The organism is Psychrobacter sp. SC65A.3 (assembly GCF_025642195.1).
Classification (GTDB): domain Bacteria; phylum Pseudomonadota; class Gammaproteobacteria; order Pseudomonadales; family Moraxellaceae; genus Psychrobacter; species Psychrobacter cryohalolentis.
The window spans coordinates 705,185-726,898 of sequence record NZ_CP106752.1 but is presented as its reverse complement, the minus strand read 5'-3'; the positions used below and the strand labels follow the sequence as shown (position 1 = coordinate 726,898).

The following is a 21,714-nucleotide window of genomic DNA, read 5'->3' as shown; positions in this document are numbered from 1 at the left end:
GCACTCAGTACTTGAACTGACGCTATTATACTAACTATGATAGCGTCAGTTTTATGTCGCGGTTAAGATAATATTATCTAATAATTAACGACAAAAAATGAATGACCACAGCATCATAATGAATAAACGGTTACCAAATAAGCAACAAGGAATACCTTATGAAAAATTTGAGCAAAATTACTGAAATTGAAGACCTACGACGTGTTGCTGAGCGTAAAGTACCTCGCATGTTTTATGATTATGTTGATTCAGGATCATGGACTGAGACCACCTATCGCAATAATGAAACTGACTTTGACCGTATCAAACTGCGTCAGCGGGTATTGGTCAATATGGAAGGACGCTCGCTTGCCACCGAAATGTTGGGCACGTCAGTAAAAATGCCAGTTGCGATTGCGCCAACAGGCTTTACTGGCATGATGTGGGCAGATGGAGAAATCCTCGCGGCACAGGCAGCAGAAAAGTTTGGTGTACCGTTTTCACTATCGACCATGAGTATTTGCTCTATAGAAGATGTAGCAGAAAATACCAGCCAGCCGTTTTGGTTTCAGCTATATATGATGCGTGATATGGACTTTATCGCCAATTTGATTCGCCGCGCTAAAGAAGCCAATTGCTCAGCGCTCATCCTGACCGCCGACTTACAAGTACTCGGTCAACGTCATAAAGACATCAAAAATGGTCTATCTGCGCCGCCAAAGCCGACGCTTGCCAATATCTTAAATCTGATGACCAAGCCAGAATGGTGCATGAATATGCTGGGTACCAAGCGTCGCACCTTTGGTAATATCGTCGGTCACGCTAAAAACGTCGAGGATATCTCATCGCTATCCGCATGGACAGCTGAGCAGTTCGATCCTGCGCTGAGCTGGGATGATGTCGCTCGTATTAAAGACATGTGGGGTGGCAAGCTGATTATCAAAGGTATTATGGAGCCAGAAGATGCTGTAATGGCCGCTCGTAGCGGTGCTGATGCGTTAGTGGTCTCCAACCATGGTGGACGCCAATTGGATGGTGCACCCTCTTCCATTTCATCTCTATCCGATATTGTACAAGCCGTGCGTGCTGAAGACAGTCAGATTGAAGTTTGGCTCGATAGCGGTATTCGTTCTGGGCAAGATGTACTCAAAGCGATGGCATTAGGAGCCAATGGCACGATGATTGGTCGCGCTTTTCTTTATGGTCTTGGGGCGTATGGCGAAGATGGTGTCCGCCGAGCGCTTGAGCTGATTTATAACGAATGTGATATCAGCATGGCGTTTTGCGGTCATACTGATATCAATGAAGTGCGCGATGATATCTTAGTCAAAGGTACCTACGAGCATCTCAAAACTGCCTTGCCATACGTAGCGCCAATGCGCTGGTAAGTGTAGACGAGATAGCTACTTAGACTGGTTGGTCGCTTTCTTTATACTATCTATACCCTTTATACTGTACTGATAATTTTTTATTGATAATTAGATGTTATGACCATTCAACAATTATTAAAGACAGCGCCTGTTACCACCTTGTTATTAGTCAGCTTTATCGGGCTGTTTATCATGCAGGTATTAACGGGTGTCGATGCCAACAATCCCTCAACTGAAGCGCTGATAAAATGGGGTGCCAATGCGTTGCCTTTTACCATGGATAATGAGCCATGGCGCTTGGTGAGCAGTGCGTTTTTGCATATTGGGCTGATGCATTTATTGTTTAATGGTTTTGCCATGTACTTTTTTGGTCAAATCGCCGAGCCGATGTTTGGCTCAGCGAAGTTTTTGGCGCTATTTTTACTGGCAGCAATCGGTGGCAACTTACTGAACAATTACGTCACATGGCAAGGTATTGTGGACGGAACAGGACAAGCTGGATTATCTGCGGGCGCATCGGGCGGTATCATGGGTATTGGCGCAGCGTTATTAATCGCCGCGCTGTTTAAGATATCAGTCAATGGTATGGTGCTGAATCTTAAAAGCCTGATATTTATTATGGGCATCAACCTAGTCTATGGTTTTGCAGTGCCGGGTATCGACAATGCTGGTCATATTGGCGGCGCGATTACGGGTCTTGTCATTGCACTGGCTTTTGCGATTGCTTACCGTCAACGCATGGCAGCGGTCATACAGAATATTGCCACTTATGAGAGTGATTATTTGCCCCATTATCAAAGTGAGCAACAAAACGAATATCACACCACTTATATTAATACGCCAGTGAATAGCGACACTGACTTTGATAATGATGCACACTTAAATAACTCTCATTTAAATCATGACAGTTTGCATAATGAGAGTCATGTAGATAATAATAGTGGTGTAAACTCAAACGTAACTGTTAACCCTACCAATCCTATTCGCCCTACTCTTAACGAAACCTTGAATGAGAAAAGCATAGCCATTAAACCTGCGCTTATTTGGCAACTGCTGCCATGGATTGTAATGTTATTTATTAGCATTGGCTTTATGTGGTGGTGGCAAGATATCCATCAGCAATTAATAGAAGTGCTCAATGCCATTGAACAAAGCACTGTTTAGCCTATATCGCTTTTATTTTTACCTGATTCTATAGTCAGTTCAAAATAAAAGCGATACGATTGTAATAACGTGCTATTGGCTATAATTTTTTCTTGCTTGCTGTTCGCAGGCGTGACAGAGGCTGCAAAAAATTTATAGCCAATAGCACTGTATCGTTTTTAAGATGAATCGACTATAACGTACAAAAATCCTTACGAGTTTTGCTATTTTTATCCTTTTGTTTCAACCACTTATGAGAGCAAATCATGTCTACATCATCATCGCTATCCCCTACTTTTAAGCGTGCTTTGCTTAGCACGTTGACGGCTACTGCCATGCTTGGCGCAGCTAGCCTATCTAATGCAGCACTCTTCAATAAAAACTTACCGAAAGATCCTGATGCTGAGCTAAGCGTTGGCGTCAACGTCATGGCAGTCAAATCTGCTTACGATTTGGAAGAAAGCACCGAGATAAAAGTATTGCCAGGGGTATTCTATGACAATAATAGAATCTACGCACGCGGTGCCCAAGCGGGTGTATACCTTATCAATGACGGCAGCAATCAGCTAGCTGCTTATGCTCAGCTTGCTGGCAATTCATTTGATCCTGATGATGCTACTGGCGCACTAAAAGGACTTGATGAGCGTAAAGCCTCTGCTGCTGCAGGACTAAGCTATACGCGTCTGACACCGGTTGGTGGCTTTCGTGCCCAATACGCTACAGATATCTTAGGCCGTAGTGGCGGTAATACTGCCCGCTTAAGCTATCTTGGTAAAATTAGCAAAAACAAGCTAACGGTCTATCCAAGCGTTGGATTTGAGTACAATGATGCCGACTACAATGAATACTACTACGGCGTGAGCGATACAGAGTCAACTAGAACGGGCGTCGCTGCTTATACTGCCAACTCAAGCTTGAATCCTTATATTAATGTTAGTGCCAACTATGATTTCAGTAAGCGCTGGGCAGGCTTTGCCAATCAAAGCTTAAGTTATCTGCCAAATGAGCAATATGACAGTCCAATGGTTGACTCGCGTACTGATGCTACGACGACGCTTGGTTTGCTTTATAAGTTCTAATTGAGATTAGAAGTTTGGTTTAAAAAAGCCGAGCATTTTGCTTGGCTTTTTTTATCGATGATTTGGCTGAATTAATTTGACTGTAAAAGCTGTCGGGTATAGCTCAAGTATTTATAAAAATATGACCATTATTATAATTTAACTAATGCAGACGTGATTGCATTGAGTTTGAATTCTTTTTTTCTTGTAGAAAAGCTAAGATGCCAATACCTTCATAAAAACAAAGCCTAATAGCAAGAGAAAAACCCAAACCCTTCGGTAGCTTCATTATCTGGTAGTAAAAAATTTCTTGATTTTTTCCTTTTCTTTCGACGTCAGAAAATTTTTTCTTTATCAAAATTCTATTTTTTTCATATTCTTGGTTTTTGTTTATCGAGTCGTCATCAAGTGATATTTGAAACTCATTATAAATTTCAATGTCTCCATTAAAGACCTTATGAAACTGGTGGTAGTATAGACCTTTACAAATAGAAGATACACTATTGTTGAGTTTAAATTCATCGAACTTGAATGCAAAAGTAGGTTTGAGTTGCCCTGTTTTCTCTTCATCAACATAGACTAGGGTTGCGTTGCTAGCTAAGCTCTTAGTTCTCTTTTTATTTCTTAATATACCCTTTACAGCTTTGCTTGTAGCAATATTTTGGCCTTTTTCATTAGCTAGAATTTGAAGAGATATGATTTGTAGAAGGTGCTCATCATCATTAGACTTACCTCCATTGTGCTCAATACATGAAGGCACAGTAATCAAAGAAAAATTATCATTTTTAGGGAAAAAACATTTAGGAGGTACATGCTCTTTTGTTAAGCTTTCTTGATTTAGCAGTATTCCACACTCGTAGCATATATTTGGTAAATGTTGATACATAGCTATCTCACCTAAACAACTGAAGGTATCTATAAATTTGCATTATTACACATCTTACTGGCTTATATAGACAAAGAACAGAGCCAACTTCTAAAACAAAAAAAGACCTTGCCACATTACATGACAAGGTCTTTTTTATTTCTAACTTCTCAATAGAACCTAAGCATTACTTTTTAAATACGCTAACATAGTGTCTGCATCTGATACTTCAAATGGGTCTATTGGACAGTTGTCGCCAAAATCAGCTTCCTTAAACACTTTTTTAACTTCTTTATTGTCGACAACCATCGAATAACGCCATGAGCGCATACCAAAGCCAACATTACTCTTATCAACAAGCATCCCCATTTTACGAGTGAACTCACCATTACCATCAGGAAGTAAGAAAACGTTTTCACGGTTTTGCTTCAGACCCCATTGGTACATGACGAACGCATCATTGACAGAAATGCAAACTATTTCATCTATGCCTAATGCCTTAAACTCATTATAAAGCGCTTCATAACGAGGGAGATGGCTGGTCGAACAAGTTGGCGTAAACGCACCTGGTAGAGAAAACACAACCACTTTTTTATTGGCAAATAACTCATCTGTGGTTAGATCATACCATTTGAACGGGTTGTCTCCTCCAATAGAGTCATCACGAACACGAGTTTTAAAAGTCATATCAGGTACATGGGTAATCATTGTTTACTCCGATTTAGGTTATTGTCTTTTTTTCCAAAATTCTGCATGTATATGATAATAGTTATAGTAGTCCATAAGCAATCTTTGAGATTACATTCACTATATAAGATGTAGATCTAGCTTTAAAAATATAAACCAAAAAAAACCTTGCCACATTCTCGTATAAGAAGTGACAAGGTCTTTTTTTCTAAACTTTCAATGGAACAAATATGATGCTGCTACTAGCAGTACAAATGGTACCTATCGTACATTAAGCAAGTCTGACACCGTAGCAGGTCATTATTTGGTCTATTGCTTACTTAGGATTTACCATATCAGCAGGAATAACCCACTCATCAAACTGCGCTTCAGTTAGCAGTTCTAGCTCAACGGCAACTTGTTTCAAGGTTTTGTTCTCTTTATAAGCAGTCTTAGCGATTTTCGCGGCATTCTCATAACCAACATGACGGTTCAATGCAGTGACTAGCATCAATGAGTTATGCAAGAAGTCATCGATTTTGTCTTTGACTGGCTGGATACCAACAGCACAGTTTTCGTTAAAGCTATTGCACGCATCGCCAAGCAGTTTGATAGATTGCAGTAGGTTAAAGGCAATCACTGGCTTATAAACGTTTAGCTCAAAGTTACCTGACGCGCCTGCCATGCTGATAGTGACATCGTTACCCATGACTTGCGCAACTACCATGGTCATCGCTTCTGACTGGGTTGGGTTCACTTTGCCCGGCATGATAGAAGAGCCTGGCTCATTTTCAGGAATCGTCAACTCGCCTAGACCACAACGAGGACCTGATGCCAACCAACGTACGTCGTTAGCGATTTTATTTAAGCTAGCGGCTAGAGTTTTTAGTGCGCCTGACGCAAATACTTCAGCATCACGAGCAGCTAGTGCTTCAAATTTATTCGGTGACGTCACAAATGGCAGACCAGACAATGTCGCCAATTGCTCAGCTGATTTTACTGCATAATCAGGATGAGCGTTTAGACCAGTACCAACCGCCGTACCACCTAATGGCAATTCATACAAGCCTTGTAGCGCATTATTAATACGTACCAATGAATGATCAAGTTGGCTAACATAACCGCTAAATTCTTGACCTAATGTCAAAGGCGTGGCGTCTTGCAAATGCGTACGACCGATTTTAACAATGCTATCGAATTCTTTTGCTTTAGCATCTAGCGTATCACGTAGCGCTTTTACTGCTGGAATCAATAAACCGTTGATTTCACGAGCAGCGGCAACACGAATCGCCGTTGGGAAGCTATCATTAGTAGATTGAGCATGATTTACATGGTCATTTGGGTGAATCGGCGTATAGCTGCCGCGCGCGTTCCCTGCGATTTCATTGGCACGATTCGCTAATACTTCATTCATATTCATGTTTGATTGAGTACCAGAACCGGTCTGCCAAACGACTAGCGGAAACTGATCGGTTAGACCACCATTGATAACTTCATCAGCAGCTTGGACGATAAGATCGCGCTTGTCTGCATCAATGCGCTCAAGGCTCGCATTGGTAATCGCAGCGGCTTTTTTGACCAGTGCCATCGCTTCAATCATCGGACGCGGCAAGGTCTCGCCACCGATTTTAAAGTTTTCGCGGCTACGCTGAGTTTGTGCACCCCAATAAGCGTCAGCTGGGACTTCTACATTGCCCATGGTATCTTTTTCGGTACGAGTTGCCTGATTCTGTGTCGACATAACTACCCTCTTTGATGGTTTGTTGTATAGCTGCTTTGAAAAAAGTGCAACACACGCTGCACATAAAGGAAAATACGCTGTAAAGTGGCGTTATGATAGCATGACTTATCACAAATTTCTCCAAGTCCGTGAGGCTAACTGATGTCTAAAAACACCAGCCAACAACAATCTGCTACTGTATTATCTGATTCGCTTTCTAAGTTATCGGCTGATGACGCTCGCTCTAAAAATGAGGTTAAAGTCGCTGATAGCTTGGCTAATCCACCCAGACGCCATTTCACTCGCCAGCGTCGTAGGCTCTTGGATAATGAGCGTAAACAATACGCACGCATGGCAAGCTTGCATTTAGTCAAGCTACAGCAACGCTTACCGCCGAATGCACGTATCGGCTTATATTATGATGGCTTTGGTGAGCTACCCACTCAGCCAATTTTGGATTGGTGTCAACGCTTAGGCTATTTGCCGTATTTACCGGTGGTCGGCTCATTTGGTCGTACTAGCAATGGCTCTGAAGATAAACGATTGCGCTTTGTGCCTATTTATCATGCAAAGTTATTAAATGTACCGACACGCATTCATAGCTTAGGCATGAAACAAAACCATCATCGCCGATTGCTATGGGCACGCGAGCTAGACGTCATTATCTGTCCATTGGTGGCGGTCGATTCGAACGGTAATCGTATGGGCATGGGTGGCGGATTTTATGATACGACGCTTAGCAAAAGCTATAAATCAGGAGCGAAAAAACCGCTAAAGATAGGTTGGTGCTATGACTTTCAAGTGGTTGAGCAATTAGAGCGTCAATCATGGGATGTGCCGTTAGATGCCATAATTACGCCAAGTGGCTTGAGGTGGTTTCGATGAAAAATGATAAGAAATCTCTAGATACTAACTCTAGTGTAGAGAATGTCGAACAACATTTGCAAGAGTTAGAAAAAGCGGATTATGAGCGGCTCTATTATAGTCAAGAGCAGACTTTTAGCGCTGACGAGTTAGCAAATACTATCAATGAACGCCGTTTGAATAAATTAATGGCGCAAAGTGATGAGTTCTTGAGTGGGTTAAATAGTGAGATTGAGGATTTTGATGAATAGTATTAAGAAAGGCATAAATCACATCATCATATAGTTAAAATACCTTAAAAACGCTACAGTACTGCTGGTATAAATTTTTTGTAGCCTCTGTCTGCGTAGGCACAGCAAGCAAGAAAAATTAATATCAGCAGTACATGATGTATGGATATTACTTTTCCCTGACTATAAAAAACCAAAAAGGCGAATGATTATGAAATCACTCGCCTTTTTTATATCGACATTAAGAGTTTATATTATTAATTAAAGTACCATCGCCGCAATCCAGCCAAAGATCAATAACGGAATGTTGTAATGGATAAAGGTTGGCACCACGCTGTCTTTGATATGATCATGCTGCCCATCAACGTTTAGACCAGAAGTGGGACCCAATGTTGAATCTGACGCTGGAGAACCGGCATCACCAAGTGCGCCTGCTGTACCGATAATCGCAACCGTAGCAAGGGGCGAGAAGCCTAACGAAATACAGAGTGGTACATAAATCGCTGCCAAAATTGGAATGGTCGAAAAGGATGAGCCAATACCCATGGTCACAATCAAACCAATGAGTAACATAATAAATGCGGCCATCGCTTTGTTACCAGCAAACAACGATGCCGCCCCATCGACCAATGGCTGTATTTGCTCAGTCGCTTTCATGACTTCCGCAAACCCTTGCGCCGTAATCATAATAAAGCCAATCATCGCCATCAGCTTGATACCATCATTAAAGACCGTATCGGCATCACGCCATTTGACGACGCCTGTCGCCATAAAGACGCCAAAACCAAACATAGATCCTAGCAATAACGAATCAGTATATAGCTGCACCACAAAAGCAGTGACAATCGCTGCAATCGCCACTAGCGTCTTCATTTTACTTTGTGTTTGTGCAGTAGCCGCGGTTTTGCTTAACTCGTCACTCTCTAACACTTCATCATGCGCAGCTTTATCAATTGATAGCTGCTGATACTGACGCGGTTTACGATAGCTGATAAATACAGCAATCAGTAAGCCCACGAACATACCCAAAGCGGGAATTGCCATGGCTTTGGTTACCGAGATATTACTGATATCGATACCCGCTTCACCAACATTTTTAAGCATGATTTGATTGAGATAAATATCGCCAAACCCATACGGGATAAACATATAAGTCGTGACAAGTCCAAAAGTGATCAGACAAGCAATCAGGCGTCTATCAATATGCATGCGGTTAAATGCCAATAATAATGGCGGCACAAGCAAGGGAATAAAGGCAATATGAATAGGGATTAAGTTTTGGCTAAAGCAGCTCATAGTGACAAGACCTGCAAACAGCATATATTTAATCATTCCACTGGTGCCGCCTGCATCAATGCGCTTAATCACTGCCCCTGCCAAAGATTGTGGCAAGCCGGAATGTGCAATTGCTACTGCAAACGCACCTAGCAGCGCATAAGACAGCGCAATTTGCGCGCCGTTTTTAATCCCTTCTTGAAAGGCGTTCAAGGTATCAGTCATACCGAGACCAGCAATGAGCCCACCTGCCAGCGCACCGATTAACAAACTGAGTACCACGTGTACCCGCGCCAAAGACAGCCCTAGCATGATGACTACCGCCAGTAGCACCGCATTGATGGTCATATTCTTGCCCCTTACCGTATATTTTTTAGCCTACTATCGACCCATTTTGGTATGCTGCCAATTTACTTATGTCGTCTCAGCCTTTTAATCCACACAGTTGCTATTTGAACGGAGCGATTAAGACGCGCGCTATTTTACCTGATTTTACGACTAAAACCCACGCGCAAAACCAAATAGCCTGAAGAGAAAAAGTAGATAAAGGAACAATATTCTCTCAACTGTTGATAACAGAGCCTTGCAATTTTATATAGCAGCACCATTTATCTAAACATGAACCACTAACTTGACTTTACAAGTCTGGTGAACGAGGAAGAATATATGAGTGAACATAAAATTGATAAAGACAATATCGACATCGATGTCGACGTGTCACCTAACGTTGCTGATGACAACAAGCAGCAAAGTGAGCTAGAAAACGAGCAACAGAACGAGCTAAAAACCTCGTCTGATAATGCAGTAGAAAACAAGTCAGCGTCTGACGCTGCTCAAGAAGATGACACTGCAAAAGACAGTAAAGAAGATGCTGTTGAAGATTATCTGCCATTATTGGCACTGCGCGATGTCGTTGTTTATCCGCATATGCAAATTGCCTTGTTTGTCGGTCGTGAGCCTTCAGTCAAAGCGGTTGAATTGGCGCAAGCTGAGTACGGCAATAAGGTTTTGGTCGTTGCTCAAAAAGACTCGCTCACCGAAGACATTGATCACGATAACTTATATCAATACGGCACAGTATGTCGTATCGTCAGCACCATGCCACATGATAGCGATGAGAATTGCATCAAAGTATTGATCGAAGGTCAATATCGCGCTCGTGTTGATTCGATAGAGAGTCATGATGATTTATTGATGGCAAGCTTTGCGCGTGCAGACCTTGATGTCAGCATGGATGAAAGCCAGCAGAAAAACACGATTCAAGCTTTAACCTCGCTGTTTGAAAGCTATGCCGATGCACGTCTACGTAATGCGCGTGAGCTAACGCGCGTTGCAAAACGTATCGATGATTTGCTTGAGTTGGTCTACTTTATCTCAACTCGTGTGTCGATGGATCTTGATATCAAACAGTCATTTTTAGAGCAAAATGATATCAAAACCCATATCAACACTTTGACTGAGTATTTGGTCAAGCAAAGTGCTGAGCAAAACATTGAACAAGATATCCAAGAAGCTGTCCGTCAGCAAATGGAAGACAATCAGCGCGAATACTTCTTAAACGAGAAGATGAAAGCCATTAAAAACGAGCTGTCAGATATGAATGACGGTGCGTTCGATGGTGAAGATGACGTGGCTGAGCTTGAACAACGTCTTGATGAAGCTGACTTGCCAGAAGATGTACGCAAAAAAGCCGAGCAAGAGATGAAAAAGCTCAAAATGATGCCACCGGCTTCGAGTGAATCTTCAGTAGTGCGCAACTATATTGAATGGATTTTGGACACGCCGTGGAATGCGACGACTAAAGTTTCTATCAATTTAGATAAAGCTAAAACTGTTCTAGACGAAGACCATTATGGCTTACAAGATGTCAAAGATCGCATCTTAGAGTATCTCGCTGTACAGTCTCGAGTGAAAAAACTGCGCGGTCCGATTCTTTGCTTAGTTGGTCCTCCAGGTGTTGGTAAAACTTCATTGGGCGAATCAATTGCACGCGCAACCGGTCGTAAGTTTGTGCGTATGGCGCTTGGCGGCGTACGTGATGAAGCGGAGATTCGTGGTCATCGCCGTACGTATATCGGCGCGATGCCAGGTAAAATCGTGCAGTCATTGGCAAAGGTAGAAGTCAAAAACCCGCTTTTCTTATTGGATGAAATCGATAAGATGGCGCATGACTTCCGCGGTGATCCAGCATCAGCGTTGCTTGAAGTGCTAGACCCATCACAGAATGATACTTTCAATGACCATTATTTAGATATGGACTTAGATTTATCACAAGTGATGTTTATCTGTACCGCTAACAGTATGGATATTCCAGCTGCGCTACTTGACCGTATGGAGGTTATTCGCTTACCGGGTTATACCGAAGCAGAAAAAGTGAATATCGCGCAGAAGTATCTAGTGCCAAAAGCCATTAAAAATAACGGTCTCAAAGAAGGCGAGATTGAGATTGTTGAAGCGGCATTACATAGTATCGTTCGTAGCTATACACGTGAAGCAGGTGTACGTAACCTTGAGCGTGAAGTGAATAAAATCTGCCGTAAAGTGGTTCGCGGTTCGGTTGAAACGCATGGCGCCCGCGCTCCGAAAAAAGCAGAACGTGAGCTGGTCGTGGTCGATGACAAAAACATCGATGACTATCTAGGTGTCCATCAGTATGACTATGGTCTAGCAGAAGAAGAGCCTGAGATTGGTCGTATTACTGGGCTTGCTTGGACACAAGTCGGTGGCGAGCTACTCACTATCGAAGCGGTTGCGATGCAAGGCAAAGGTGAGCTTATCTTTACCGGTTCACTAGGCGATGTGATGAAAGAATCTATCCGTGCAGCGATGAGTGTGGTACGTGCTCGTGGCGATAGCTTAGGGATTGATTACGAGACCTTTAAAACGACTGACGTCCACGTACATATGCCAGAAGGCGCCACTCCAAAAGATGGTCCATCTGCTGGTGGTGCGCTAACGACAGCTTTAGTATCTGCCTTAACTGGTATTGCTATTCGTCCAGATATTGCCATGACAGGTGAGATTACCCTACGCGGTAAAATCCTACGTATCGGTGGTCTTAAAGAGAAGCTGCTCGCAGCGCATCGTGGTGGTATCAAGCATGTGTTGATTCCAGATACTAACGAGCGTGACTTAGCCGATATCCCTGATAACGTCAAAGAAGGCTTAACCATTCAGCCAGTCGCGACGATTGATGAGATATTAAAAGTAGCGTTGGTCAGTATGCCAGTACCAATTAAACCTGCCAAAGTAACGGTTGATAAGACCAAAGGTAAAGCGCTACACAATTAATAAGTTAACGTAAGAAAAAGACCGTAATATTAGTTACGGTCTTTTTTTTGTTCAGGATTTTTAAATTTGCTATTTATTTTCTCTTGGATTAAATCCCTTCAAATATGATAGGAAGATATCTTGCGTAAGTTACCTTCTTTTAAAAATCATATGATACTTACATTTATTAACCGATTGTTGCGCTTTTGGTGAATAACTCCTTCAAGCGCCTAGCTATACTGATACAGTAAATCATTGATGATATCAAAAACAAAAATTTAAAACGGAGATAATAATGAATAAGACAATACTTGCAAGTGCTCTATTATGTGGTTCTGCTTTAGCAATGACGGGTTGCCAAACGGTAGAAGGTCAGATGCAAACAGGCAATCCTCTAAACCAACCTGTTTTAAAATCGACCATTAATGCTGTTAGTGGTGATAAAAATGAAGTCGGGCAAATGTTTTTACGTCCCGTTGATGGCGGTGTACAAGTATATGGTAAGCTGATGAACTTGCAGCCGGGTCAGACCGTGTCGCTACATATTCATGAAACAGGAAGCTGTGGCAATATGGGTAAAGCAGCAGGTGGGCATTTTAATCCAGATAACAAACCACACTCTAACCCAGATGACATGAATGGCCATGCAGGCGACTTACCTAATCTAACGGCTAATGCAGATGGTGTCGCAACTATCAATTATGTGAATAAGAAAATTTCTGCCGCTGATGCTGGTAAATACAGCGTCAATCGCCTAGCCTTTATCGTGCATAGCGGCGTTGATGATTACACCAGTCAGCCAGCTGGTAATGCCGGTGATCGCGTCGCTTGCGGTATCATCGAAAAAAGATAATCCATAGTCCATAATCACAGCTTCGATTTTAAATCATAAAAAAACCTCTTAGATTGTCTAAGAGGTTTTTTTATAGCCTGAAACTACTGACGGATTAAAGGTAAAAGAAATTTACTCCTCTACCCACTCGCCTTTACGCCAGTAAACGCCCCAACGTGTGGCTTTGCCATTTTTCTCAGAGCCGATATACTGCTCTTTTTTCTTGCGCGACCAACGTAAAATCGTCGGATTACCATCTGGATCTTCATCTGGTCCTGCAAACAAATACTGGAACTTGTCTTCCATTTTATCTTTAATCTCTCGCAGCTCAGCAAGCTTTGGCGGACGTGTCTCCCGTACTTTAGGGAACTTAGAGGCTGCTAAGAACATGCCCGCTGCGCCTTCACGTAAGATAAAGTAATCTTCATGCTTAACAGATTTTAACTCTGGTAGATGGATAGGATCCATGCGCGGCGGTGCTGCTTCGCCTGTTTTCAGCACTTTACGCGTGTTATCACATTGCTGGCAAGCAAAGTAAGGACCAAAACGTCCCGTCTTTAGCTCCATTTGTCCATCGCACTTATTACAGTCAATGGTTGGAGAGTCAGAGCCAGGCACTTCGAACTTACCTTCTTCTAAGACATAACCATCACAATCAGGATTGTTACCACACACATGCAGCTTCAGACCGCCATCAACGATATAACCATTCATTGCCGTACCGCATTTCGGGCAGCGTTTCTTCTCCATCAAATCTCTGACTTCGGCCGCTTCGTCATCACCTTCGGCATCATCAAGATTGGCAAAAGCTTCGACTGGCATTAAGTTCTTAGTGCCTTTACAGCGCTCTTTTGGTGGTAAGTTATAACCAGTACAACCTAAGAATACACCCGTCGAACCGGTACGTAGCTGCATTGGACGAGCACAAAGATCGCAATGGACATCTGGTACATCGGTTGGATCATTCGGGCGCATGCCGTCTTTTTCTTTAGCACGATCAAGCGTTGTCTTGAAGTCGCCATAGAAATTATCGAGCACATCTTTCCAATCGGTATCGCCTTCTGCAACATGATCAAGCTTGTCCTCTAGCGCAGCAGTAAAAGTATAATCCATCAAATCAGGAAAACTTGCGGTCAGTCTGTCGGTGACGATATCACCCATTTTTTCAGCAAACAGGCGCTTGTTTTCGAGCTTTACATAACCGCGATCTTGAATAGTAGAGATGATAGAAGCATAGGTCGATGGACGACCGATGCCTTTTTTCTCAAGCTCTTTGACCAAGCTTGCCTCAGTAAAACGCGGTGGCGGCTTGGTAAAATGTTGACTCGGATCAAGCTTATCTACTATTAATTTATCGCCTTTTTTCACATCTGGTAATAAGTTATCGTCGGTCTTGGCAGGTGGCATCACTTTAGTATAGCCATCAAATACCAAGGTACGACCGCGTGCTTTTAACTCAACGTCGTCAGCAGCAACGAATAAATTCACTGATAGATATTTTGCTGGTAGCATCTGACAGGCCACAAACTGACGCCAGATTAGCTCATACAAACGTATTGCATCACGTTCAACGGCCTTAAGCTGCGTTGACTTCATATTGACGTTAGACGGACGTATGGCTTCATGCGCTTCTTGTGCGCCTTGTTTATTACCATAGAAATTCGGCTTTTCTGGCACGTATTTCGCACCATAGCTGTCTTCGATATAGCCACGTACCGCAGCAAGCGCATCACCTGATAAAAAGGTCGAATCGGTACGCATATAAGTAATGTGACCCGCTTCATATAAACGTTGCGCTAAAATCATGGTTTTCTTAACTGAGAATCCCAGACGCGTGCTGGCGGCTTGTTGCAAAGTCGAGGTAATAAAAGGCGCACTTGGTTTCGACTGCGTTGGCTTCTCTTCACGTTCTTTGACGATAAAGTCATTTGCTTTTAGGACATCTAATACTTTATCGGTCTGCTCTTTATTGACGAGCTTTAGCGTTTTGCCGCCTTGCTTAGTGGCTTCTAAACGAATACCAATTTGCTCAGCGTCTGCAGCTTTTTTGGCTTTGCTCTCAGCAATATGGGTATCGGCATGAATCTGCCAATACTCTTCTGGAATAAAGGCGCGGATTTCATGCTCACGCTCAACAACCAAGCGCATGGCAACTGACTGCACGCGACCCGCCGATAGACCACGAGCAACCTTTTGCCACAAAAGTGGCGATACCATAAAACCAACGACACGATCTAAAAAACGCCGCGCTTGCTGTGCATTAACTCGGTCAATATCAAGTTTAGACGGTTGCTTAAAGGCATTTTGAATGGCAGATTTGGTAATCTCGTTAAAAACCACACGCTCATACTTACTGTCAGCGCCGCCGATGACTTCTTTAAGATGCCAAGCAATCGCCTCTCCCTCTCTATCCATATCCGTTGCCAGATAGATTTTGTCAGCATCTTTGGCTAAAGCTTTCAGCTCTTTGATGACCTTGGTCTTATTTGGCAAGACTTCATAGACTGCCGCCCAATCATGCTCAGGGTCGACACCCATACGCCGTACCAATGCTTGCTGGGTTTTTTCTTCTTTGCTTAGACTGTCATCTTTTTTGGTCGTTGCTGGTTTCTTTGCGCTTTTACTTGCACCGACTGGCAAATCTCGGACATGACCGATACTTGAGCGCACGATAAAATCATCACCCAAGTATTTATTGATGGTTTTTGCCTTGGCGGGTGATTCAACAATTACCAAAGATTTGCCCTTTGGACTGGCTTTCGGGCTGCCTTTAGGTTTATCAGCAGCGGGCGCTGCACTTTTTTTAGCTGCGGGTTTTGTCATAGGTGACGACACCATAATAAGTAAATTAAAATAAGAATTGTCTAGCAGCATGCCATTTATAGGTTTGGTTATAAGGGCGTGGCAAATTATTGTAGTAATGGCTGCTAGTAAAATCGGTTATAAAACAAATGATAACCATAACGAAAGGTTTCAGTTATAAAGACGTTACACTGCTAAGGCTTAAACTGTCAACTGAAAATGACTAAGCGTCTGCCAAAAGCACTTGCATATCGTTCTTTTATGGAGACGAAAAAACAATTTGCTACCTTGTGGCGATTTTTATAGGATCTTTTGCATCTGCAGCGCCCACTCTTCAAGCTTTTCTTTGAGCGCTAATAAATCGCTCTCAATCAATTTTTGCTGATAAGTAGGATTGGTCGCAGGGCGTACATAAGCGATATCTTCCCAATAAATTACGATACTATTTGCCTTAGTCAATAGCCCCTTTACATAGGGCTCAATACTGACTGGCAAATCAAGTGGCATCTTGTCCAAACTGACATTGGGCTTCTTAATTGCCGTATGGGTATTGCTTTGATTCGCACGAATAGCCGTTGGCACGATAAGCTTATTATCATCTGTAGTCGTATCGACAAAACTACTATCTGGTCGCCATTGCCCATCAATCACTTGATAGCGGGTAAACGGCAGATTGGTATTTTCTAATATTAAGCAATACTGCCCCATCATCCCGCGACCATACTCATTGTCTTTACCCTTCATCCAGTCAGGACAAGTGACCAGCTTTGGATTGAGCTGCAAGCGGCGCGCGGTCATACGAAGCTTATCTAAACGCTGATCGATACCGCTCGGCTTGAGCGCCATCATACTCCCTAATACGAATAGTACAATGAGAATAGCAATCCACATACCCATGACAATCTGACCTTTTAGCTAATAAGTTCGCTCATAACAGCGATTATTTTATACGTGACTGACCTTGATAACTGTATTTATAATGCGTGTCATCTCTCAAAAATTAAGAAGAATAGAGCGCAAGTATACAAATTACCGCTTGCTAGATTATCTATCGTTATGAGACAAGCAAGCAGCTAATCTACAATATCGCTGATATTTATATTGGCATATCAAATACTTAGTACAGAAAGCTACTCGTTCGATAACAAGATACAAAAAGTCGAGCCTATAAAAAGGTGCTATGATAAACCATAATTTTAAACGCGCGCAGGTTTATTATGAATAATCTTATTAAGCGAAACTCATCGAGTGCCAATTTTACTCAAAAATCGCGCACTCCAATCATGAGTAGGTCCAGCGTTGCCCTAACACTAATCGGTGTTGCCTTATTTACTTTATCAGGCTGTGCCACCACTCAAAAAAGCCTGACGCCGCAGCAATGTCAAAGCAGCAACTGGCAAGAAGTGGGCTATGCCGACGGTATCAATGGGCGCTCAGGGGATTATTTTGGTCATTATGCTAATAGCTGTGCTAGTGCTGGCGCTCCCATGCCAAACCGTATTCAATGGGAGCAGGGTCGCCAGCTGGGGCTAAAAAAATACTGTACTGAGCTAAATGCTTATAAGCGTGGACGTGAAGGTTATGACTGGCAGCCTGTCTGCCCGCTTGAAGGCATTGAAAAGCTCGAAGAAGCTTACGCGCAAGGTCGTTATTACCATATCCGCCAACGTGACCTTGATTACTTGCGTTCGCCTTATCCGTTTGGTTATGGTCCTGGACGCTATGGCGGCTATGGCTATCGCCCGTTTGGCTACGGCTGGTAAGCATTTATCAAGAATAAAAGCTAAATAATACATTAATAAAATAAAGGAAACCTCACAAGATTACCTTGTGAGGCCGGAGAGAAAGTTTATTATTTTAATGGTTCTTATTATTATTCTACTGATTTTTCTGTTAATAAGCTTGCTGATATTTTCAGCAATCTTATGGCTTTAACGTTTATTCATTAACAAAGGCTATTTTGCTTAGTCCCGCTTCACTCGCCGCTGCCAACACTTGAGCGACGGTATCATATTTACTGTCTTTATCAGCACGTAGCTGTACGGAAGGATCTTTGCCAGCGGCACTTTGCTGCTGCAAGCGTACTTCTAGCTCTTCCATACTAATAGGATCGCTGTCCCAAAATATTCCTGCATCTTTATCAATACTGATTTGGATCGCTTCGGGCGGGATTTCATTTAACATCGCACTGGTCTTTGGCAAATCTAATGGCACTGCCGGATTCAATACGCTCGCCGTCAACAAAAAGATAATCATCAATACCAGCATGATATCGATCAGCGGAATGAGGTTCATCTCATTCATGCTTTGACTACTATCATCACCCAATTGAAATGCCATAATATTCTCAATACGTTTTGTATAATCATCAAAGCTACGACTTTCTAGCTTATCTGTCGCTTCGCTTTCTTTTAATGTAAAACCCTATCAATAAATAGAGTTACGGCTGTGATGGCGCTGATTTATGATAATGTTCTGTTTGTTGAGGGGCTTGCGTCTCTGTATGATTGCCTTTTACTAACTGAGCTTGAGTCACGGCATGTTCATTATTTATTGATGATTGTTGTGTGACTGCTAGCTCAGCAGATTGCGCCAGTAAATCATGGGCGCGATCATTTGCATGGTACATGATGCTACGATTAATACGTACAGCAAGGTTATAGAACACTACCGCTGGAATCGCTACGGCTATTCCTAAACCGGTCATGATAAGTGCCTCACCGACCGGTCCCGCTACCTGCCCAAGTCCTGCTTGTCCGCTCATACCAATATTACGTAGGGCATGGAAAATACCCCATACTGTCCCAAACAGACCAATAAACGGTGCAATCGCTGCTGTCGTACCAAGGATAGGCAAACCACGCTCGCTAGCAAAACGGTAGCGACCAATGTGCTTTAGCAAGGTTTGCTCAGTAATCAAACGCCGCGTCGCTGCATCTGCCACGCTTAGATCTGAGCGCTTTGCCTGCATCTGCTGGCTCAAATCATCAGCAACAGTCGTCACCAATTTTCGGCTTTGTAGCACCCGAATGATGCCCGTGACCCAAGAGATGATAGATAAAGCGAGCAGTAAAAAGAACAAGGTTCTAGTCACCATGTCGCTATATTGCCAGTAAGTTGTAAAGTCCATGTCAGACTCCCTAGTAATTTGTGCAATCACATAAACCTGCAGCGACTATCGCATTTATGCTTATCGTGAAAAGAGTAGAATGTATGTTTTTATAGATGGATAATCATTAAGGTACTGCGTAGCTCACAGGCAAGGTCACATTACCAACCACTGGTACGCCAGCATTATTCGTAAAGGGTTTGAACTTGCCTGAGCGCACTTGCCGCGTCGCTTCTTTATCCAATGCCGCATTCCCCGAAGATTGAGCGATACGCACATTATCGATCCCGCCCTGCTTGTTTACCCTCAGTATCAACACAACGTTGAGCGTATCACCCGAATTTGCTCGTCGTGCAACGCGCTCAGGGAAACTGAAGTTTGGCGCTGATACCCAATTTGCCGAGCTGGCGGTAAAATTGACAGGCTCATTACTTTCAGCAGCTGCTTTAGCGGCCTCTTCTGCTTGCTTAGCCGCTCTTGCTGCTTTTTGGGCCGCGTCATTTGCTGCTTCGGCACTCGCTTTAGCATTTGCTACTCTTTGCGCTTCCTGAGCCTGCGCCTGTTGCCTCTGTGCTTCTTGCGCTGCTTTTTCCGCTTGTGCTGCTACAAGTCGACGTTGCTCAGCTTGCTGATTGTTAACCTTTTGGTTATTAGCAAGCTGCTCAGATATGGCTTTATCAATGGCGGGATGCGGCTCTTCTTGCTTAGTCTGTTTTTGTGACGGCTTTTCTTGAGCAATCGACGTTGTCTTTTCTTTTTTGACTAGCGGTGTAATATCAGGTTTGCGTTCTTGTACCACTGGTTGTTTTGGCGTCTCTGTGACCGGCTTTGGTTTTATTATAGTCTGCGGTTTTGGCGCTGGCGTGCTTTTATCTATCACAACCTTAGTCACTTCTTTTTCAACAGATTTCAAAAATTTTTCCGGCTCTTTAGGTAACGCAGCAGGTAATGATACCAGCTCTATTTCAATAGGCGGCGTCTGTTTGGGCAGCGCGACTTTGGGTGCAGACGGTTTCATTGCCACCAATGCCACTGCTGTAAGCACGTGAAGCCCTACTACAACTAGTATAGCTATCAAGATTGATTTAAGTGGGGGCGTCTCTAAATCCGTTGAACTCATAATACTCTAGCATTTAACCGTCATAGAATGGTGGTGATAATAATGCAAACGATAATTATTATCAATAGTAAATTTCTAATATTTCAGGCGTTATTGTGAATTTTTTAAGTTCGATCTAGGTCAGTATGCGAGTTTATTATAACCTGAATACACTCAGGTAATAAAAATCATTATCATCTTTATTGATAATACGTCTCAATTACTTTATGATGGCGGCTGAATTATTTATCCAATTTATAATAAAACACCGAATCATTTAACCTGCCGTTAAATGAAGATTTTTATCGAGCAGGTTGTATAAAACTGCCAAAACCCGTCCTATACCGAGTTATCTATGTCTACTACCTCATTCTCTAGCCACCGTGCTACTTCTGTTTTTAAACGTCCCTTAATAGCTGCTCTCATGACTGCACTGCTTACTAGTATTACCGTAACTGGCTGTAGCGCTCCTGAATCTAATGACTCAGAACCCGCAGATAGCAACACCGAAAATAAAACCGCTGATAAAGCCAAAAATGTCGCCACTAACGAAGCGGTTTCTGTGACCACTATTAGCGTTGATACCATCAAGGGATCTGTTAATTTGGCAATCAACCCATCGCCGCTAGTGGTTTATGACATGACCTTGATGCAGGATTTGGCAGCGCTCGATGTCGCTGTTGATGGCATGCCAAGCGGTCTAAAATTGAATAATCTGCATTCAAAAACTCAACCAGATCCGAAAGAAGTCGGCACGGTATTTGAGCCAGATCTTGAAGCATTGAACGCAATGCAACCACAAGCTATCTTGGTCGGCTCGCGTATGGCAGAGAAATATAATGCGCTCTCAAGCATCGCCCCAACGCTCGATATGAGTATTGATACTGCCAATATCTATGAGTCTAGCAAACAGCGCTTGCATGATTTGGGTGCGTTATTTGGCAAAAGCGATCAAGCCTTGAAGCTGCAACAGGATATCGACGGGCTTATTGATGAGACGAAAACAGCGACCAAAGATAAAGGCAATGGCTTGGTCATCATGGTTAATGGTAATAAGTTGTCTGCTTACGGTGATAAGTCACGTTTTGGCTTTATCCATACCGTACTTGGCGTACCTATGATAGATAATCAGATAAAAGACGCCGATCATGGTCAGCCGGTTTCCTTTGAATACTTGCAAAAAACCAACCCTGACTGGTTGTTTGTGATTGACCGTAGCGCGGCTATCGGTGAAGAAAGCGTTGGTGCAAAAGCTGTCTTGGACAATCCATTAGTCGCGCAAACGACGGCTTGGAAAAAATCTCAAGTGGTCTATCTAAGCCCAGATTCATACCTAGCATTTGGCGGTTATTATCAGTGGATGCAAGATTTGACCGCGATTAAAACGGCATTTAGCCAAGCAAAGTAAACATTTTTATTCGTTGAAAAACAG

18 protein-coding genes are annotated in these 21,714 nt (G+C 42.9%); 9 read left to right on the top strand and 9 right to left on the bottom strand.

All coding sequences use genetic code 11. The features are described from left to right. Positions 1-158 precede the first annotated feature (158 nt). The 3 genes from OEG80_RS03130 to OEG80_RS03120 all read left to right on the top strand — a co-directional run bounded on the left by OEG80_RS03130 (position 159) and on the right by OEG80_RS03120 (position 3,571). Complete coding sequence (locus OEG80_RS03130; RefSeq protein WP_327107849.1) at positions 159-1,367, top strand: alpha-hydroxy acid oxidase; 1,209 nt, start codon at positions 159-161, stop codon at positions 1,365-1,367. A 99-nt stretch (positions 1,368-1,466) separates the two neighbouring features. Next, complete coding sequence (locus OEG80_RS03125; protein WP_263241703.1) at positions 1,467-2,513, top strand: rhomboid family intramembrane serine protease; 1,047 nt, start codon at positions 1,467-1,469, stop codon at positions 2,511-2,513. Positions 2,514-2,758: 245 nt separating this feature from the next. Then, positions 2,759-3,571: a MipA/OmpV family protein gene (locus OEG80_RS03120; protein ID WP_263241701.1), complete on the top strand. Its 813-nt coding sequence runs from the start codon at positions 2,759-2,761 to the stop codon at positions 3,569-3,571. Positions 3,572-3,713: 142 nt separating this feature from the next. On the opposite strand, the gene OEG80_RS03115 is transcribed toward OEG80_RS03120, so the two are convergent. From OEG80_RS03115 to fumC, 3 genes are all read right to left on the bottom strand, one after another. After that, the gene (locus OEG80_RS03115) at positions 3,714-4,436 is read right to left on the bottom strand and encodes a hypothetical protein (RefSeq protein ID WP_263241700.1); all 723 of its coding nucleotides are present in this window, start codon (positions 4,434-4,436) and stop codon (positions 3,714-3,716) included. Positions 4,437-4,595: 159 nt separating this feature from the next. Beyond that, complete coding sequence (locus OEG80_RS03110; RefSeq protein ID WP_263241699.1) at positions 4,596-5,123, bottom strand: peroxiredoxin; 528 nt, start codon at positions 5,121-5,123, stop codon at positions 4,596-4,598. A 295-nt stretch (positions 5,124-5,418) separates the two neighbouring features. Beyond that, a complete protein-coding gene (fumC, locus tag OEG80_RS03105; protein WP_263241697.1) occupies positions 5,419-6,822 on the bottom strand; it encodes a class II fumarate hydratase in 1,404 nt (467 codons plus the stop codon). 141 nt (positions 6,823-6,963) lie between these two features. On the opposite strand from fumC, the gene OEG80_RS03100 reads away from it, so the two are divergent. Next, positions 6,964-7,686, top strand: a complete 723-nt coding sequence (locus OEG80_RS03100; protein WP_263241695.1) for a 5-formyltetrahydrofolate cyclo-ligase — start codon at positions 6,964-6,966, stop codon at positions 7,684-7,686. Next, positions 7,683-7,916, top strand: coding sequence for a hypothetical protein (locus tag OEG80_RS03095; protein ID WP_263241693.1), 234 nt, complete (start codon positions 7,683-7,685; stop codon positions 7,914-7,916). The genes OEG80_RS03100 and OEG80_RS03095 overlap by 4 nt, the downstream gene beginning before the upstream one ends. A 240-nt stretch (positions 7,917-8,156) precedes the next feature. Here the strand turns inward: OEG80_RS03095 and OEG80_RS03090 are convergent, their stop codons facing one another. Then, entirely contained in the window at positions 8,157-9,518 is a 1,362-nt protein-coding gene (locus OEG80_RS03090) for a Na+/H+ antiporter family protein (RefSeq protein WP_263241692.1), read from the bottom strand. A gap of 318 nt (positions 9,519-9,836) precedes the next feature. Between OEG80_RS03090 and lon the strand changes: the two genes are divergently transcribed. Together lon and OEG80_RS03080 are read left to right on the top strand one after the other, a co-directional pair. Beyond that, positions 9,837-12,461 (top strand): endopeptidase La, encoded by a 2,625-nt coding sequence (gene lon, locus OEG80_RS03085; RefSeq protein WP_263241691.1) that lies wholly within the window; start codon positions 9,837-9,839, stop codon positions 12,459-12,461. Between the two features lie 274 nt (positions 12,462-12,735). Beyond that, positions 12,736-13,293 (top strand): superoxide dismutase family protein, encoded by a 558-nt coding sequence (locus OEG80_RS03080; protein ID WP_133105082.1) that lies wholly within the window; start codon positions 12,736-12,738, stop codon positions 13,291-13,293. Between the two features lie 111 nt (positions 13,294-13,404). Here OEG80_RS03080 and topA read toward each other — a convergent pair whose 3' ends face one another. Together topA and OEG80_RS03070 are read right to left on the bottom strand one after the other, a co-directional pair. Then, complete coding sequence (gene topA, locus OEG80_RS03075) at positions 13,405-16,095, bottom strand: type I DNA topoisomerase (RefSeq protein ID WP_020444080.1); 2,691 nt, start codon at positions 16,093-16,095, stop codon at positions 13,405-13,407. 279 nt (positions 16,096-16,374) lie between these two features. Continuing rightward, positions 16,375-16,971 (bottom strand): hypothetical protein, encoded by a 597-nt coding sequence (locus OEG80_RS03070; RefSeq protein ID WP_263241688.1) that lies wholly within the window; start codon positions 16,969-16,971, stop codon positions 16,375-16,377. Positions 16,972-17,291: 320 nt separating this feature from the next. Here OEG80_RS03070 and OEG80_RS03065 point away from each other — a divergent pair, with 320 nt between their 5' ends. Next, the gene (locus OEG80_RS03065; RefSeq protein WP_020444082.1) at positions 17,292-17,837 is read left to right on the top strand and encodes a DUF2799 domain-containing protein; all 546 of its coding nucleotides are present in this window, start codon (positions 17,292-17,294) and stop codon (positions 17,835-17,837) included. Positions 17,838-18,012: 175 nt separating this feature from the next. Here the strand turns inward: OEG80_RS03065 and OEG80_RS03060 are convergent, their stop codons facing one another. The 3 genes from OEG80_RS03060 to OEG80_RS03050 form a co-directional block, all read right to left on the bottom strand. Continuing rightward, positions 18,013-18,414 (bottom strand): ExbD/TolR family protein, encoded by a 402-nt coding sequence (locus tag OEG80_RS03060; protein ID WP_011514224.1) that lies wholly within the window; start codon positions 18,412-18,414, stop codon positions 18,013-18,015. A 100-nt stretch (positions 18,415-18,514) separates the two neighbouring features. Next, positions 18,515-19,204, bottom strand: coding sequence for a MotA/TolQ/ExbB proton channel family protein (locus OEG80_RS03055; RefSeq protein WP_020444083.1), 690 nt, complete (start codon positions 19,202-19,204; stop codon positions 18,515-18,517). 106 nt (positions 19,205-19,310) lie between these two features. After that, positions 19,311-20,228 carry an energy transducer TonB gene (locus OEG80_RS03050; protein WP_263241687.1) on the bottom strand — a complete coding sequence of 306 codons (918 nt, stop codon included), beginning with the start codon at positions 20,226-20,228 and terminating at the stop codon, positions 19,311-19,313. A gap of 409 nt (positions 20,229-20,637) precedes the next feature. Here OEG80_RS03050 and OEG80_RS03045 point away from each other — a divergent pair, with 409 nt between their 5' ends. Continuing rightward, entirely contained in the window at positions 20,638-21,690 is a 1,053-nt protein-coding gene (locus OEG80_RS03045) for a siderophore ABC transporter substrate-binding protein (RefSeq protein ID WP_263241686.1), read from the top strand. Positions 21,691-21,714 lie beyond the last annotated feature (24 nt).

What these genes read in the sequence shown, in the direction of transcription:
- OEG80_RS03130 (WP_327107849.1), top strand. Translation starts at nt 159, where the DNA reads ATGAAAAATTTGAGCAAAATTACTGAAATTGAAGACCTACGACGTGTT.
- OEG80_RS03125 (WP_263241703.1), top strand. Translation starts at nt 1,467, where the DNA reads ATGACCATTCAACAATTATTAAAGACAGCGCCTGTTACCACCTTGTTA.
- OEG80_RS03120 (WP_263241701.1), top strand. Translation starts at nt 2,759, where the DNA reads ATGTCTACATCATCATCGCTATCCCCTACTTTTAAGCGTGCTTTGCTT.
- OEG80_RS03115 (WP_263241700.1), bottom strand. Translation starts at nt 4,436, where the DNA reads ATGTATCAACATTTACCAAATATATGCTACGAGTGTGGAATACTGCTA.
- OEG80_RS03110 (WP_263241699.1), bottom strand. Translation starts at nt 5,123, where the DNA reads ATGATTACCCATGTACCTGATATGACTTTTAAAACTCGTGTTCGTGAT.
- fumC (WP_263241697.1), bottom strand. Translation starts at nt 6,822, where the DNA reads ATGTCGACACAGAATCAGGCAACTCGTACCGAAAAAGATACCATGGGC.
- OEG80_RS03100 (WP_263241695.1), top strand. Translation starts at nt 6,964, where the DNA reads ATGTCTAAAAACACCAGCCAACAACAATCTGCTACTGTATTATCTGAT.
- OEG80_RS03095 (WP_263241693.1), top strand. Translation starts at nt 7,683, where the DNA reads ATGAAAAATGATAAGAAATCTCTAGATACTAACTCTAGTGTAGAGAAT.
- OEG80_RS03090 (WP_263241692.1), bottom strand. Translation starts at nt 9,518, where the DNA reads ATGACCATCAATGCGGTGCTACTGGCGGTAGTCATCATGCTAGGGCTG.
- lon (WP_263241691.1), top strand. Translation starts at nt 9,837, where the DNA reads ATGAGTGAACATAAAATTGATAAAGACAATATCGACATCGATGTCGAC.
- OEG80_RS03080 (WP_133105082.1), top strand. Translation starts at nt 12,736, where the DNA reads ATGAATAAGACAATACTTGCAAGTGCTCTATTATGTGGTTCTGCTTTA.
- topA (WP_020444080.1), bottom strand. Translation starts at nt 16,095, where the DNA reads ATGACAAAACCCGCAGCTAAAAAAAGTGCAGCGCCCGCTGCTGATAAA.
- OEG80_RS03070 (WP_263241688.1), bottom strand. Translation starts at nt 16,971, where the DNA reads ATGGGTATGTGGATTGCTATTCTCATTGTACTATTCGTATTAGGGAGT.
- OEG80_RS03065 (WP_020444082.1), top strand. Translation starts at nt 17,292, where the DNA reads ATGAATAATCTTATTAAGCGAAACTCATCGAGTGCCAATTTTACTCAA.
- OEG80_RS03060 (WP_011514224.1), bottom strand. Translation starts at nt 18,414, where the DNA reads ATGGCATTTCAATTGGGTGATGATAGTAGTCAAAGCATGAATGAGATG.
- OEG80_RS03055 (WP_020444083.1), bottom strand. Translation starts at nt 19,204, where the DNA reads ATGGACTTTACAACTTACTGGCAATATAGCGACATGGTGACTAGAACC.
- OEG80_RS03045 (WP_263241686.1), top strand. Translation starts at nt 20,638, where the DNA reads ATGTCTACTACCTCATTCTCTAGCCACCGTGCTACTTCTGTTTTTAAA.